Below are 13,325 nucleotides of genomic sequence, written 5' to 3'. Positions count from 1 at the left end.
ATGCCAAGGGTGGCAGACGACAACATCACCCCGCTTCAGCGGACGCTTTCGTTGTTCATCTTCCGGGTCGAGATGATCTGGTCGACGAGGCCGTACTGCAGCGCCTCCTCGGCCGTGAGGATCTTGTCGCGCTCGATGTCCTCGCGGACCTGCTCGATCGGCCGGTTGGAGTGCTTGGACAGCATCTCCTCCAGCTGCGTCCGCATCCGGGCGAACTCGTTGGCGATGATCTCCAGGTCGGAGAGCTGCCCGCGGCCGGTGGAGCCGGCCGGCTGGTGGATGAGCACCCGGGAGTTCGGCAGCGCCATGCGCTTGCCCGGCGTACCGGCGGCGAGCAGGATGGCCGCGGCGGAGGCCGCCTGGCCCATGCACACCGTCTGGATGTCCGGCTTCACGAACTGCATGGTGTCGTAGATCGCCGTGAGGGCGGTCATGTCACCACCGGGGCTGTTGATGTAGATCGAGATGTCCCGGTCGGGGTCCATCGACTCCAGGCACAGCAGCTGCGCCATGACGTCGTTGGCGGAGGCGTCGTCGATCTGGACGCCGAGGAAGATCACGCGCTCCTCGAAGAGCTTCGCGTACGGGTCGTACTCGCGGATGCCCTGGGAGGTGCGCTCGACAAAGCGCGGGATGACATAGCGGCTCTCGGGCCGGGGCCCTTCGTACTGGCCGCTGGCGGCGCCGGGGTAGTTGCTCATGTGCGTGTTCACCGTCCTGGTGGCGTTCTGGGGAGTGGAGTCTCGGCGGTACGTGGCGAAGCCGGGCCGGTCAGGCACCGGTGCCGCCGCCTCCCGGAACACCGGAGGCATGCGTGATGATCTCGTCGATGAGACCGTACTCCTTGGCCTCTTCCGGCGTGAACCAGCGGTCGCGGTCACCGTCGCGGATGATCGCCTCCACCGTCTGGCCGGAGTGCAACGCGGTCAGCTCGGACATGCGCTTCTTGGTGCGCAGCAGGTACTCGGCCTGGATCTTGATGTCCGAGACCGTACCGCCGAGGCCCGCGGAGCCCTGGTGCATCATGATGTCGGCGTGGGGCAGCGCGAAGCGCTTGCCCGCGGTGCCGCCCGTGAGCAGGAACTGGCCCATCGAGGCGGCCATGCCCATGGCGATGGTGACCACGTCGTTCGGGATGTACTGCATGGTGTCGTAGATCGCCATGCCGGCCGTCACCGAGCCGCCGGGGCTGTTGATGTAGAGGTAGATGTCCTTGTCCGGGTCGGCGGCAAGGAGCAGCAGCTGTGCAGTGATCTTGTTGGCGATGTCATCGTCCACCTGCTGGCCGAGGAAGATGATCCGCTCGCCGAGCAGCCGGTTGTAGACCTGGTCGCCGAGGCCACCACCGATGGAAGGCTCGCCGGCGGCTGAGGGCATCAGATTCGTCACGTATCCACCTGCTCGTCTTACGACGGCGCCGGGCCGTCTCACGTTTCCCTGCGGGGTCCTGCCGGGGGGCTTCAGGAGACTCCCTTGCCCCCGTATTCATGGACCCTAACGCGCGGGTCCCTTCGGGGAATCCCGTGGAAGGGGGTGTTCGCCGGGGGCGTAGCGGCGTTGTGCTTCCGGTCACGGCAACGGGCCCCGGGCCGCAATGGCGCCCGGGGCCCGTCATACGCGCGTCAGAGGGACGCGAGGGGTCAGCCCTCGGTCTTCTCCTCGGAGGCCTCGGCGTCGGCCTGGACGGTCTCCTCGGCGGAGCCCTCCGCGGCCTCGGTCTCCTCCTCGTCGTCGAGGTCGACGACCTCGCCGTTGGTGTCCTTCACCGTGGCGGCCTCGACCACGACGGCCAGAGCCTTGCCGCGGGCGACCTCGCCGACGAGGAGGGGCACCTGGCCGCCCTCGACGACGGCCTGGGCGAACTGGTCGGGGGACATGCCGGAGGAAGCGGCACGCCGCATGAGGTGCTCGGTGAGCTCCTCCTGGTTGACGTTGAGCTTCTCCTGCTTGACCAGCTCGTCGAGCACGAACTGGGTCTTGATGCCCTTGACCGCGGCCTCGCGGGTCTCGGTCTCGAACTCCTCGGCGGTCTTGCCCTGGAGCTCCAGGTACTTGTCGAGGGTGAGGCCCATCTGGCCGAGCTGGTGGTGCTCGAGGTTGTGCTTACGGGTGTTGATCTCGTCCTCGAGCAGCTTCTCGGGGACGGGCACCTCGACGAGCTCCAGCAGCTTGTCCAGGACGCGCTCCTGGGCCTGCGTGGCCTGGTCGTACTGCTTCATGTCGGCCAGACGCTTGCGGCTGTCGGCCCTGAGCTCCTCGAGCGTGTCGAACTCGGAGGCGAGCTGCGCGAACTCGTCGTCCAGCTCGGGCAGTTCGCGGGCGGCGACCTGGCTGACCTTGACGGTGACCTCGGCCTCCTTGCCCGCGGCGGAGCCGCCCTTCAGCTCGGAGGTGAAGGTGGCCTCCTCGCCGGCGGACAGGCCCTTCACGGCGTCGTCGATGCCGTCGAGCAGCTCGCCGGAGCCGATGGTGTAGGAGACGCCCTCGGCGACGCCGTCCTCGAGGACCTCGCCGTCGACCTTGGCCTGCAGGTCCACGGTCACGACGTCGCCGTCCTCGGCGGCACGCTCGACCGGGGAGGTGGAGGCGAAGCGCTCGCGCAGCTGCTCGACCGACTTGTCGACGTCCTCGTCGCTGACCTCGACGGCGTCGACCTCGACCTCGATGCCGGAGTAGTCCGGGATCTCGAGGACCGGGCGGATGTCGACCTCGGCGGTGAAGTTCAGCGTCTCGCCGTCCTTCAGCTCCGTGATGTCGACCTCGGGCTGGCCCAGCGGGCTGAGCTCGGCCTCGTTGACCGCCTCGGTGTAGAACTTCGGCAGCGCGTCGTTGACGGCCTCCTCCAGCACCGCACCGCGGCCGAACCGCTGGTCGATGACGCGGGCCGGGATCTTGCCCTTGCGGAAGCCCTTCACCGTGACCTGCTGGTTGATCTTCTTGTACGCCGCGTCGAGGCTGTCCTTGAGCTCCTCGAAGGGCACCTCGACAGTGAGCCGAACCCGGGTCGGGTTCAGGGTCTCCACGGCGCTCTTCACGGTTCGGTCTCCTTGTGGCTGACTTCTTGGGTTCTGCCGGAGCCAGACAGCCCCGGCGGATTTCGCCGCCCGGAGGAGTTCGTAGGCCGAGTGGGCCGGGACACACGGGCGCGCAGCTTGCATAGTAACCGCAGCCGCTCAGCGCCCCAAAAGGCGATCACGACGGTGACGTGAGTCGGTGGTCGGGGTGGCGGGATTTGAACCCACGGCCTTCCGCTCCCAAAGCGGACGCGCTACCAAGCTGCGCCACACCCCGTGCTGGTGCGACACGTAGGGTACATGCCCGGACCCGATGCGTCGGCCGCTTACCGCACGGCCCTCTCCGAGGCATCCCGGCAGACCAACTCGTTGGCCTACGCGGCGTGCGACCCGCTACGATGCCTTCTGTGCCGCGGTCCGCCGACCTGCGGCGCGCGTGTGCGGGCGTAGCTCAATGGTAGAGCACTAGTCTTCCAAACTAGCTACGCGGGTTCGATTCCCGTCGCCCGCTCTGGACGCCGAAGGCCCAGGTGAGAGGTTGTTTCCTCTCCCTGGGCCTTCAGCCGTTCCCGGGGCGGTTCAGTCCGCCGTGCCCCTCCCGTGCCCCTTCGAGCGCGGGTGCCGCTTCAGAGCATCCACGATCACGGCGTCCACCCCGTCCGCGATCTCCCGCTCACGCCGCTCCGAAGTGTGCTGGTAGATCAGAGCGGCACGGGTCGAACTCTGGCCGAGTCGCGTCATCAGCTCGCGCGTGCTGGCGTTGGTCTGGGACGCCAGGGTGTTCCCCGTGTGCCGTAGATCATGGAACCGGAGCCCCTTGATCCCGACTTCCGCGCAGGCCTTGTGCCACAGCCCGTTGAAGTGGTTCCGGCGGGGCGTGGCACCCTTCGCACCGACGAAGACCCGGCCGTCAGCTCCCGGCTCAGCGAACTGCTCCATGTGGGTGACGACCATCGGCATGACCGACGGCGGGATGGCCACGGACCGCTTGCCCGCCTCACTCTTGGGCGCCTTATAGATCCGCTTCCCGCTGTTCAGCTCCGAGACCGAGCCACGCACGCGGATCATGCCCGCGTCCAGGTCGACATCCCGGCGCCGCAAAGCGACCAGTTCGCCCCACCGCAACGCGCAGAACGCACCGAGCAGCACCAAGACGCGGTAGCGCGGTTGCGAGGCCTTCACGATCTCGAAGACGTCCAGGACGGATGCGGTGGGCCGCTCCGGGGTGTTCACCGTGCCGCCGTTCTCGATCTGGCACGGGTTGCGGCGAATCAGCCCGTCCTCAACGGCCGTGCCCATGATCGTGCGGAGCAGGGAGTAAGCCTTCGCGACCGTGGTCGGGCCGACGCCCGCACGGCGGAAGTTTGGCGACCGAGGCCGCTCCGGGGGCCTGACGCGGCCCATGGCGTCCAGGTCGTTCGTACAGTGGCGCGCTCCACCTGGACGCCATGAACCACGCCTGCTCCACGGTGTGTGGGTCGACGGCGGACGGGATGGGAGCTGGGGGAAGCGGTGGGTTAAGGGGGTGCGCATCGAGACCGTGTTATCCGAGGACCGACGCGAGGCCGCCGACAAGGAAGCATGCGAGGGATGTGACGGGCCCCAGCCACTCCGGGAGCCCGAGCGTGCTGCGCCTTTCGAAGCCATGTCCGGCTCTTGGGACGGCGGCGGCGCGGCGGCGCAGCAGCTCCTGCGCGACGGTGTCCCGCTTGGCCTTGCCCGTCAGAGGAGCGGCGTCGAGTGCAGCCACCGGCAGGCGGCCGTATCCAGACACGACAAGGGTGAGGGCGGTCCGCCCCTCCAGTGCCGTGATCAGGTGGTAGGGAACAAGGTAGTACGTGAAAATGTTGTTCACCCGAAGGCGGTCCTGCCCGAACGATACGTAAGGGTTCAGGAACAGCCGCCAGACCATGTACATGCCGATCAGCATGGGGGCCAGCGGGATCAGGCGCGTCAGCCACGAGCCGGTCACGGCCGCGTCCTCCTGGAGCACCACCTGCAAGGCCGCCATCGCTGCCTGTCCTGCGACGGCCAGCACTACCTTGGGGGTTCTTCTGATCCTCGCCACTGAGCCGGTTCCTTCGTCGTGTCCATTCGGAAAGCCCCCTCGGATCGGGCGGACGGAAACCTACTAGATCCGTCAGGCGGGTCATCCTCGCAGCCTCCGCGCGGGGCCCCTCTGACCCCGCCCGTAGCCTCACGTGCCCCCTGCGTGCCCGATTCGGTAGTACCAGCCGGGGAACAGCGGGGAGTCAAGGTGACTGGTCCAGGAACACCCAGGTCAGCTTCCTGACAGGTCAGCCGTGATCCGCATACGCGATCTTCCAAACTAGCTACGCGGGTTCAATTCCCGTCGCCCGCTCCATATGGACGAAGACCCAGGTGAGACAGCGAATGTCCCACTTGGGTCTTTGTCGTTCACCGGGCACGTTCACCGGGCGATTGTCGGACCATCCCACTGGTCCGATTTGCTGATATTGGAGCGTGTTGCAGCCGAGATGCCGAGTGATGCGAGGCGTGCGGGTCAAGCTCGCATGCGGATGCAGGAGTCATCCGAAACGCTCGGATCAAGGAGCACTACATGAGTCCTGAGTGCAGGACAGCGTCACCCCTCGGACCGCAGGCACGAAGCAGGTTCAAGAAGATCGCCGGGGTCGCCTCGGCCGCGCTGGTAATGGCGATCGGACTGGTCACTCCTGCCGCAGCCGGTGCACACGGCGGCGAGAAGCCCAAGCCGCCGACGCCGCCGACGCCGCCACGCGGATGCTTCGACATCGACTCGACGGTCCAGGATCCGGACAAGTTCATCTCGGTGGTGTGCAACGGGCAGGTGTACGTCCTGACGGTCAGGGAGACACCGCCCTCCGGCCCCCCGACGCCCATCGTCCCCCCCGGCTGGCAGCCTGTGGGAGGCCCGGCCAACGTTGTCGACGCCACACTGTCGTCACGCGCCGACGTGGTCTACATCAGCGTGCTGACGACGAGCGGCGCGGTGTACCAGGGCATCTGCGGCGCGGCAGAGCCGCTCGGGCCGTGCACCTTCTACCAGTTGCCCACGCCTCCGTGATGGGGCAGTGATCGCAGAGGCTGCCGAAGGCCCAGGTGAGAGGTTGTTTTCCTCTTCCTGGGCCTTCTGTCGTCCCGGTCCCTCTCCCGGTCTCACAGGTCATGGACGTCGACCGTGTAGACGGCGCGGACGCCGTACGGGATGTAGAGGGCGTCGCCGACGAGGACCAGGGGGGCGCTGGCCGGGCCGCCCGTCGAGCCCGTGGTGCCGCCGTCGTCGCGGCCGGGGAGGGTGGACCCGACCTTGCCGGTGCGCGGGTCGAGGGCGGCCAGCCGGCCGGTCGGAGAGGCCAGGTAGACGCGGGTCGACGTGGCGGTCGGCGGGCCGGGCTGCTCGACGGTGGAGTTGCTCCGCCAGAGCAGGCGGCCGGTGCGCGGCGAGAACGCGTGGACGCTGCCGCTGGTGAAGGTGCAGTAGACGGTGCCGCGCTCCAGGTAGACGCCGCTCATCGCGGTCTCGGGGCGGGACAGCCGCACGGCCGTGACCACGTGCGAGGAGATGTCGATCAGGGTGAGGGTGCGGAGCGTGCCCGTGGAGTCGGCCAGCACGAGACGGTCCCCGTCCTGGCCGAGGACGCTCAGCGCGCCCTTGGCCGAAACCGTCCACCGGGGCCGGCCGGTGGCCGGGTCGAGCTGAGTGATGCTCGTACGGCTGATGCTGTAGTCCTTGCCGAAGGCCCCGCACAGCATGTACACGCGCCCCTTGACCCCGCTGAGCTGGCAGGCGCCCTTCTCGTCCGCGTTCGAGTACCGCAGGGGGCGCTTCCAGCGGACCTTGCCGTCGGCCGCGCCGAGCAGGGCGTACGACTCGCCCTTGTCGCCGTAGACGGCGATCACGCCCCCGGCCGTGGGGGCGGCGTAGCCCTCGTCGCCGCCGTAGGCCATGTCGCCGTCACCGGTGACCCGCCGCCACACCGGCTTGCCGGTGTCGGCCCGTACGGCCTGGATCGAGTAGCTGGTCCGGGACGTGTCCGGGTGCTTCTCGTCCGTCCGGTCGTCGGCACCCCAGACGTACACGCTGCCGTCGTGGGTGCCGATGACCGTGCCGGCGCTGACGTTCCTCTCCTCGCCGGGCGTCGGGTCCATGGGGAGGGCCCAGGTGTTGCGGCCGTCGGCCAGGGCGAACCGGGTCGCCATGACGCCGTCGCCGGCGCACACCAGCGACGCGCGGACGGCGGCGCAGCGGCTGAAGGCGTTGGTGGCGACCGCGGTGTCCGGGTCGCCGGCGGTCGGATCCTTCGACTGCCGGTGCCAGGGCTGCCAGTCGGCCGGAAGGCGGTGCCGGGGGCCGTCGCCGCCGAGCGTGACGGCGACCGTCGTACCGGCGACGGCGGCCAGGGCGGCGGCGACCGCCCCGGCGACCAGCCACCACCGGCGGCCGCGCCCGCGCCGCCGGGCCGGGTCGGCCGCCCGCTCCCGGGGTTCCGGCGCGGGCTCGGGCAGCCGGCCGTCGCGCAGCAGGCGCAGGAGTTCGTCCGGGGTGGGGCGGGACTTGGGGTGCTTTTCCAGACAGAGGCGGATGAAGGGGAGCAACTCCTCGGGCACGCCGTCGAGTTCCGGGGCGCCCTCGACCACCCGGGTCGCCGTCTCCCAGGGGCTCGGACTGTCGAACGGGCCGCGCCGGGTGGCGGCGTACACCAGGACCGCGCCGAGGGAGAAGATGTCCGCGGCCGGGCCGACGTCGTGCGGGGCGGAGAACTGCTCGGGGGACATGAAGGGCGGGGTCCCCATGACGCGGCCGGTCTGGGTGAGGACGTCGGCGGCGGCGAACTCGGCGGCGCGGGAGATGCCGAAGTCGATGACGCGGGGGCCGTCCTCGGCGAGCATCACGTTGGCCGGTTTCAGATCGCGGTGGACCACGCCCGCGCGGTGGATGTCGCGCAGCGCCTCGGCGAGGCCGGCGGCGAGTTCGCGCAGCCGGGGCAGCGGCAGCGGGCCGTGGCGGCGCACATGGGTGCCGAGGTCCTCGCCGGGGATGTAGAGCGTGGCCATCCAGGGGCGCGAGGCGTCCGCGTCGGCGTCCACCACGGGGGCCGTGAAGGCGCCGCTGACCTGGCGGGCGGCTGCCACCTCGCGGCTGAACCGGGTACGGAACTCCTCGTCGTCGGCGTACTGGCCGTGGACGACCTTGACGGCGAGGCGGCGGCCGGAGGCGGAGCGGGCGAGGTAGACCACGCCCATGCCGCCGCTGCCGAGGCGGTCCTCGATCCGGTAGCCGCCCACCTCTGCCGGGTCCGAGTCGCGCAGCGCCATCCCCGTACGTTCCCCCGTTGTTCCGTTGTCCGTCGCGTACCGCCCTGTACCGCCGGCCGCAGGTCAGAAGCTGATGGAGTTGATCGTGTCCGCCAGCTCGTTCAGGAACCGGTTGATGGACGGAGCCATCCCGGTCGAGGCCAGGAAGAAGCCGAAGAGCACCGCGACGATGGCGGGCCCGGCCTTGAGGTTCCCCCCTCGGATCAGCACCACAAGGATGATCGCCAACAGCAGCACCACAGACAGTGAAATGGCCACAACTGATCACACCCTCGTTCGGTCCACTCTCCCGAACCCATCGTGCCACCAACCGGGCCGCCCTATGCGGCGCGTGACGTAACGTCGACCGGACACCCGGCCAAGTCCGTCCGGGCGCAAGGAAATTCGAGGGTGCACCCGCATCGGGATCCACTGGCGATCCACAGGAAATTCCATGGCATCGTTTCCCTGTCCACACATCCCGTGCGCAGGTAATTCGAATTGTTGGCGCAGAGACAGCCTTATGCACCAATTAGTCGGGATGAATCGGGACATCAAGGGTACGTAGCGGCCCTTCGCCGCCCCTTGATGTGCTCACCATCACGGGGACGGGCACGTCAACTTCCGTGAATCCGGGGTATCCGCAGCCCGGTAACCAGGAATGACGCTGGGAGTTTTACGAAATCCCACAGCCGACGCTAGGGTGCCTGAGATGTTCGACGCCGCCTCGTCCCCCGGCCAGCACCGAAGGCCACTCCCCCCGGCACAGTCGCCGGTGGACGGAGTGCCCAGTCCGCGTACCCCGATGAGTGCGGGGCAGACGAAGCAGCAGCCGACATCGGCGGACAGACCGGGCAAACAGCGCGACTCGTTCTTCGACAACGCCAAGTATCTGGCCATCGTGCTGGTCGCCATGGGCCACGCGTGGGAGCCGCTCAAGGGCGACAGCCGCATCCTGGAGGGCCTGTACACGGTCGTGTACACCTTCCACATGCCGGCGTTCATCATCATCTCCGGCTTCTTCTCGCGCAGTTTCGACATGCGCCCCGACCGGCTGAAGCGGCTGATCACCGGCGTCGCCGTGCCGTACATCGTGTTCGAGACCGCCTACCCGCTCTTCGAGCGGCTCGTCGACCACGCCTCCGACCAGGAGATCAGCCTCCTCGACCCCTGGTACCTGACCTGGTTCCTGTGCGCCCTGTTCATCTGGCGGCTGACCACCCCGATCTGGAAGCTGGTCCGCCGGCCGCTCCCGGTCGCCCTCGGCATCGCCATGCTGGCCTCCGCCGCCCCGAGCATCGGCGACGACCTGGACCTGCAGCGCGTGCTGCAGTTCCTGCCGTACTTCGTGCTGGGCCTGTGCATGAAGCCCGAGCACTTCCAGCTGGTGCGCCGCCGCTGGGTGCGGATCGCCGCGGTGCCGGTGTTCGCCGCCGCGCTGGTGGTCGGCTGGTGGGCCGTGCCCCGGATGAACACCGCCTGGTTCTACCACCGGGACTCGGCGCAGGAGCTGGGCGGACCCTGGTGGTCCGGCCCGGTCATGGTGATCGCCATGTTCGGCTGCTCACTGCTGCTGACCGCCTGCTTCTTCGCCTGGGTGCCGCGCCGCAAGATGTGGTTCACCGCCCTGGGCGCCGGCACGCTGTACGGCTACCTGCTGCACGGCTTCCTGGTCAAGCTCGGTGACTACGAGGGCTGGTTCGACCACGCCGCCCTGCGCCACCCGCTCGGCGAGATCCTGGTGACCGTCCTCGCCGCCGCCGTCGTCACGCTGCTGTGCACCGGCCCCGTACAGCGGGTGTTCCGCTTCGCCATGGAGCCGAAGATGGCGTGGGCGTTCAAGCAGGACGCCGCGGAACTCGCCCGCGAACGCCAGCAGAAGGAACGCGAGCGCGAGAAGGCCGGCGTCTAACCGCCGTCGCTGCCCAGACCGAGAAGTGCGCGCATCCGCGTGTACTTCTCGGTCAGTCGTTTCCGGGTAGCGTCGTCCAGCACGGCCAGCCGGTCCGGGTCCGCGTTGTGGGCGAGGTCGGCCTCCTTCACCAGCAGCGCGCCGGGCGTGGCGAGGACGCGCCGCGCGTACGCCTCGGGGCCCTCCCCCGCCCGCTTGGTGACCGCGAGCACGATGTCCTTCGTACGACGGCTCAGCGCGGCCCCCGCCAGCCACTCGGCCGGGAGGGCGTCGTCCTCCACCGCGTCGTGCAGCCAGCCCGCCGCGATCTGCGCCTCGTCGCCGCCACGGGCGCGCACGCCCTCCGCGACGGCCCGCAGATGTTCCGCGTACGGCCGGCCCGCCTTGTCCGTCTGCCCCTCGTGGGCGGCACGCGCGACGGCCTCGACCTCGGCCAGGGTGAGCAGGGGCTGGATCTCGGTCACCCGTCCAGTGTGCCCCGGCGCCGATGCCCTGTCAGTGCGCCGTCGGCGCCGCCTGCCGGCAGATCAGCAGCAGCGCCCGGTCGTCGTTGACGTCCTTCGCCACCGCCTCGATGAGATGCCAGGCGGCACCGTGGAAGCCGCCGGCGACATAGCGGTCGGCCTCACCGGTGAGGCGGTCGATGCCCTCGACGATGTCGCGGTCGGAGGTCTCCACCAGACCGTCCGTGAACAGCATCAGCACGTCCCCCGGCCGCAGCGAGCCCTTCACGGGGTCGAACTGGGCGCCGTCGTACACACCGAGGAGCGGCCCCTCGGCCGCCTTCTCCTCCCAGCGCCCGCTGCCCGCGCTGAGCTGCAGCCCCGGCGGATGGCCCGCCGAGTACAGCTCGTAGTCCCCCGAGTCGAGGTCGAGCACCAGGTGGATCGAGGTCGCGAACCCCTCGTCCCAGTCCTGGCGGAGGAGATAGCCGTTCGCCGCCGGGAGGAAGGCGTGCGGCGGCAGCGAACCCAACAGCCCCCCGAACGCCCCCGACAGCAGCAGCGCGCGCGACCCCGCGTCCATGCCCTTGCCCGACACGTCCGTGAGCACGGCCTCCAGCGTGCGCCCGCCGTTCGTACGGGCCGCCACCACGAAGTCACCCGAGAAGGACTGCCCGCCCGCGGGCCGCAGCGCCATCTCCCGGTGCCAGCCCTGCGGCAGCTTCGGCAGCTTGCTCTGCACCCGGATCCGCTCACGCAGGTCGAACAGCATCGTGCCGCCGCGCCGCCACGGCACGCCCACCCGGCTGCGGAACTGCGCGGTGAGCAGCCCGAAGAACCCACAGGCGGCGACGACGAGGACGATCCCCGGGGTGACCCGCGAGGGCCCCTCCGTGTACGGCCCCAGCCGCACCGACTCCACGATCAGCGCCGTGGCCGCCACCGCGTACAGCCCGAGCAGACTCGCCGGACGCAGCAGCAGACCGCCCGCCACGATCGGCAGCACCAGCGTGGCCGGTGAGAACCACACCGAGTTGGCGAGCGTCATCGCCGCGAGCACCGGGACGGTCAGCAGCAGTCCGGCCAGCGCGATCCAGTCCGAGCCGTCGCCGCGGAAGTAGTCCACCGCGCTTCTGCGCATGCCGACGCGGACCCGGTGCCACTGCATCTTCCACCGCGCCGTGAACGTCTCGGCCTTCGCGCGCCGCTCTCGTCCTGCTGCCATTAGTTCGGGACCCTATCCATCGGACCAGGTGCTTGGCACGGGAGGTCCCACTTGTCCCCCGTCCGAGGCTCAACTTCACAGTCAACTTCACCGAACGCCGTCGTGCCGCGGCCCGGCCGAAATTCGTTCGCTCGCCCCGCAATGCCCTGGTACGCATGGTTCATGGCGACAGACCTTGCGAGTGGTGGCCGCGCGACCGAGCTGCGGGTGCTGCGGCCCGACGAGTGGGAGCGGTGGTACGACAGTCTGCTCCGGGCCTTCGGCGGGGTCGCGGAGGCGGCGGAGGAGCGGGAGCTGTGGCGCGCGCTGACCGAGACCGAGCGGTCCATCGGGGCCTGGGACGGTGACGCGGTCGTCGGTACGGCGGGGGCCTTCAGCTTCCGGCTGACGGTGCCCGGTGGCGCGGCGGTGCCGGCGGCGGGCGTCACGATGGTGAGCGTGGCGGCCACGCACCGGCGGCGCGGGGTGCTGACCTCGATGATGCGGCGGCAACTGGACGACGTACGGTCCTGGGGCTGGCCGCTGGCGGTGCTGACGGCGTCCGAACCGGCCATCTACGGGCGGTTCGGGTACGGCGCGGCGACGTACAACGTGAACGCGGAGATCGACACGACCCGGGTACGGCTGACCGTGCCGCCCGGCACCGATGACGTACGGCTGCGGTACGCGGCGCCGGCCGACGTACTCGACGCGTGCGAGGAGGTGTACACCCGGCAGGTGCCGCTGCGGCCCGGGATGCTGGAGCGGCTGCCCGGCTGGGAGCGGCTCGGGCTGCTCGACCCGGAGGGTGAGCGGGACGGTGCGTCGCCGCTGCAGTGCGTGGTGGGGGAACGGGACGGGCGGGTCGTCGGGTTCGCCCGGTTCCGGGTGAAGCCGAGCTGGGAGCCCGCCGGTCCCCGGGGGACGGTCGTGCTGGACGACATGGCGGCGCTGGACGCGGTCGCGCACGCGGCGGTGTGGCGGTTCCTGTTCGGCATCGACCTGACCTCGACGATCGATGTGCGGCGGCGGCCGGTGGACGAGCCGTGGCAGTACATGGTGTCCGACATCCGGCGGTGCGGGCTGCTGGTGCGGGACTCGCTGCACGTGCGGCTGGTGGACGTGGGCGCGGCGCTTCAGGCGCGGACGTATCTGGCACCGGTGGACGTCGTGTTCGAGGTCGAGGATTCCTTCTGCCCGTGGAACGCCGGGCGTTGGCGGCTGACCGGGGACGCGAAGGGGGCGTCGTGCGGGCGGACCGAGGACGCGGCCGATCTCGCCCTGTCCGTACGGGAGTTGGGGGCCGCCTATCTGGGCGGCGTCTCGTTGGTGTCGCTGGCGGCGGCCGGGCGGGTGCGGGAGCTGCGGCAGGGGGCGCTGGCGGAGGCGTCGGTGGGGCTGGGGTCGACGGTGGCGCCGTGGCTGCCGCACGGCTTCTAGGGCGGCGGCTCCGG

The 13,325-nt window shown here is 69.9% G+C and carries 12 protein-coding genes and 2 tRNA genes; 4 read left to right on the top strand and 10 right to left on the bottom strand.

What is annotated here, in order from left to right:
• Positions 1 to 35 precede the first annotated feature (35 nt).
• The 4 genes from ACZ7L0_RS13400 to ACZ7L0_RS13385 form a co-directional block, all read right to left on the bottom strand.
• Complete coding sequence (locus tag ACZ7L0_RS13400; protein ID WP_471242577.1) at positions 36 to 701, bottom strand: ATP-dependent Clp protease proteolytic subunit; 666 nt, start codon at positions 699 to 701, stop codon at positions 36 to 38.
• Between the two features lie 70 nt (positions 702 to 771).
• Positions 772 to 1,377: an ATP-dependent Clp protease proteolytic subunit gene (locus ACZ7L0_RS13395; protein WP_471242752.1), complete on the bottom strand. Its 606-nt coding sequence runs from the start codon at positions 1,375 to 1,377 to the stop codon at positions 772 to 774.
• 263 nt (positions 1,378 to 1,640) lie between these two features.
• Positions 1,641 to 3,035 carry a trigger factor gene (gene tig / locus ACZ7L0_RS13390; protein ID WP_471242576.1) on the bottom strand — a complete coding sequence of 465 codons (1,395 nt, stop codon included), beginning with the start codon at positions 3,033 to 3,035 and terminating at the stop codon, positions 1,641 to 1,643.
• A gap of 179 nt (positions 3,036 to 3,214) precedes the next feature.
• Positions 3,215 to 3,291, bottom strand: a tRNA-Pro gene (locus tag ACZ7L0_RS13385).
• 163 nt (positions 3,292 to 3,454) lie between these two features.
• On the opposite strand from ACZ7L0_RS13385, the gene ACZ7L0_RS13380 reads away from it, so the two are divergent.
• A tRNA-Gly gene (locus ACZ7L0_RS13380) sits at positions 3,455 to 3,525 on the top strand.
• A 68-nt stretch (positions 3,526 to 3,593) separates the two neighbouring features.
• Here ACZ7L0_RS13380 and ACZ7L0_RS13375 read toward each other — a convergent pair.
• Together ACZ7L0_RS13375 and ACZ7L0_RS13370 are read right to left on the bottom strand one after the other, a co-directional pair.
• Positions 3,594 to 4,313, bottom strand: a complete 720-nt coding sequence (locus tag ACZ7L0_RS13375) for a tyrosine-type recombinase/integrase (RefSeq protein WP_471242575.1) — start codon at positions 4,311 to 4,313, stop codon at positions 3,594 to 3,596.
• A 244-nt stretch (positions 4,314 to 4,557) separates the two neighbouring features.
• The gene (locus ACZ7L0_RS13370; protein ID WP_471242574.1) at positions 4,558 to 5,025 is read right to left on the bottom strand and encodes a hypothetical protein; all 468 of its coding nucleotides are present in this window, start codon (positions 5,023 to 5,025) and stop codon (positions 4,558 to 4,560) included.
• Positions 5,026 to 5,595: 570 nt separating this feature from the next.
• Here ACZ7L0_RS13370 and ACZ7L0_RS13365 point away from each other — a divergent pair.
• Positions 5,596 to 6,081 (top strand): hypothetical protein, encoded by a 486-nt coding sequence (locus ACZ7L0_RS13365; protein WP_471242573.1) that lies wholly within the window; start codon positions 5,596 to 5,598, stop codon positions 6,079 to 6,081.
• A 92-nt stretch (positions 6,082 to 6,173) separates the two neighbouring features.
• Here ACZ7L0_RS13365 and ACZ7L0_RS13360 read toward each other — a convergent pair whose 3' ends face one another.
• Together ACZ7L0_RS13360 and ACZ7L0_RS13355 are read right to left on the bottom strand one after the other, a co-directional pair.
• Positions 6,174 to 8,333, bottom strand: coding sequence for a protein kinase domain-containing protein (locus ACZ7L0_RS13360; protein ID WP_471242572.1), 2,160 nt, complete (start codon positions 8,331 to 8,333; stop codon positions 6,174 to 6,176).
• Between the two features lie 63 nt (positions 8,334 to 8,396).
• Positions 8,397 to 8,591 carry a hypothetical protein gene (locus ACZ7L0_RS13355; RefSeq protein WP_471242571.1) on the bottom strand — a complete coding sequence of 65 codons (195 nt, stop codon included), beginning with the start codon at positions 8,589 to 8,591 and terminating at the stop codon, positions 8,397 to 8,399.
• 526 nt (positions 8,592 to 9,117) lie between these two features.
• Here ACZ7L0_RS13355 and ACZ7L0_RS13350 point away from each other — a divergent pair.
• Positions 9,118 to 10,224: an acyltransferase family protein gene (locus tag ACZ7L0_RS13350; RefSeq protein ID WP_471242570.1), complete on the top strand. Its 1,107-nt coding sequence runs from the start codon at positions 9,118 to 9,120 to the stop codon at positions 10,222 to 10,224.
• On the opposite strand, the gene ACZ7L0_RS13345 is transcribed toward ACZ7L0_RS13350, so the two are convergent.
• Both ACZ7L0_RS13345 and ACZ7L0_RS13340 read right to left on the bottom strand, forming a co-directional pair.
• Positions 10,221 to 10,679, bottom strand: coding sequence for an HD domain-containing protein (locus ACZ7L0_RS13345; RefSeq protein WP_471242751.1), 459 nt, complete (start codon positions 10,677 to 10,679; stop codon positions 10,221 to 10,223). The two genes, ACZ7L0_RS13350 and ACZ7L0_RS13345, sit on opposite strands and share 4 nt — an antisense overlap.
• Positions 10,680 to 10,719: 40 nt before the next feature.
• Positions 10,720 to 11,892, bottom strand: coding sequence for a SpoIIE family protein phosphatase (locus ACZ7L0_RS13340; RefSeq protein ID WP_471242569.1), 1,173 nt, complete (start codon positions 11,890 to 11,892; stop codon positions 10,720 to 10,722).
• A gap of 162 nt (positions 11,893 to 12,054) precedes the next feature.
• Here ACZ7L0_RS13340 and ACZ7L0_RS13335 point away from each other — a divergent pair, with 162 nt between their 5' ends.
• Entirely contained in the window at positions 12,055 to 13,311 is a 1,257-nt protein-coding gene (locus ACZ7L0_RS13335; RefSeq protein ID WP_471242568.1) for a GNAT family N-acetyltransferase, read from the top strand.
• Positions 13,312 to 13,325 lie beyond the last annotated feature (14 nt).

The sequence above is a fragment of the Streptomyces sp. NPDC039424 genome (assembly GCF_055639495.1).
Note: the sequence above shows the minus strand (reverse complement) of the source record. Positions and strands in the feature narration are given on the sequence as shown.

What these genes read in the sequence shown, in the direction of transcription:
- ACZ7L0_RS13400 (WP_471242577.1), bottom strand. Translation starts at nt 701, where the DNA reads ATGAGCAACTACCCCGGCGCCGCCAGCGGCCAGTACGAAGGGCCCCGG.
- ACZ7L0_RS13395 (WP_471242752.1), bottom strand. Translation starts at nt 1,377, where the DNA reads ATGCCCTCAGCCGCCGGCGAGCCTTCCATCGGTGGTGGCCTCGGCGAC.
- ACZ7L0_RS13375 (WP_471242575.1), bottom strand. Translation starts at nt 4,313, where the DNA reads ATGGGCACGGCCGTTGAGGACGGGCTGATTCGCCGCAACCCGTGCCAG.
- ACZ7L0_RS13370 (WP_471242574.1), bottom strand. Translation starts at nt 5,025, where the DNA reads ATGGCGGCCTTGCAGGTGGTGCTCCAGGAGGACGCGGCCGTGACCGGC.
- ACZ7L0_RS13365 (WP_471242573.1), top strand. Translation starts at nt 5,596, where the DNA reads ATGAGTCCTGAGTGCAGGACAGCGTCACCCCTCGGACCGCAGGCACGA.
- ACZ7L0_RS13360 (WP_471242572.1), bottom strand. Translation starts at nt 8,333, where the DNA reads ATGGCGCTGCGCGACTCGGACCCGGCAGAGGTGGGCGGCTACCGGATC.
- ACZ7L0_RS13350 (WP_471242570.1), top strand. Translation starts at nt 9,118, where the DNA reads ATGAGTGCGGGGCAGACGAAGCAGCAGCCGACATCGGCGGACAGACCG.
- ACZ7L0_RS13340 (WP_471242569.1), bottom strand. Translation starts at nt 11,892, where the DNA reads ATGGCAGCAGGACGAGAGCGGCGCGCGAAGGCCGAGACGTTCACGGCG.
- ACZ7L0_RS13335 (WP_471242568.1), top strand. Translation starts at nt 12,055, where the DNA reads ATGGCGACAGACCTTGCGAGTGGTGGCCGCGCGACCGAGCTGCGGGTG.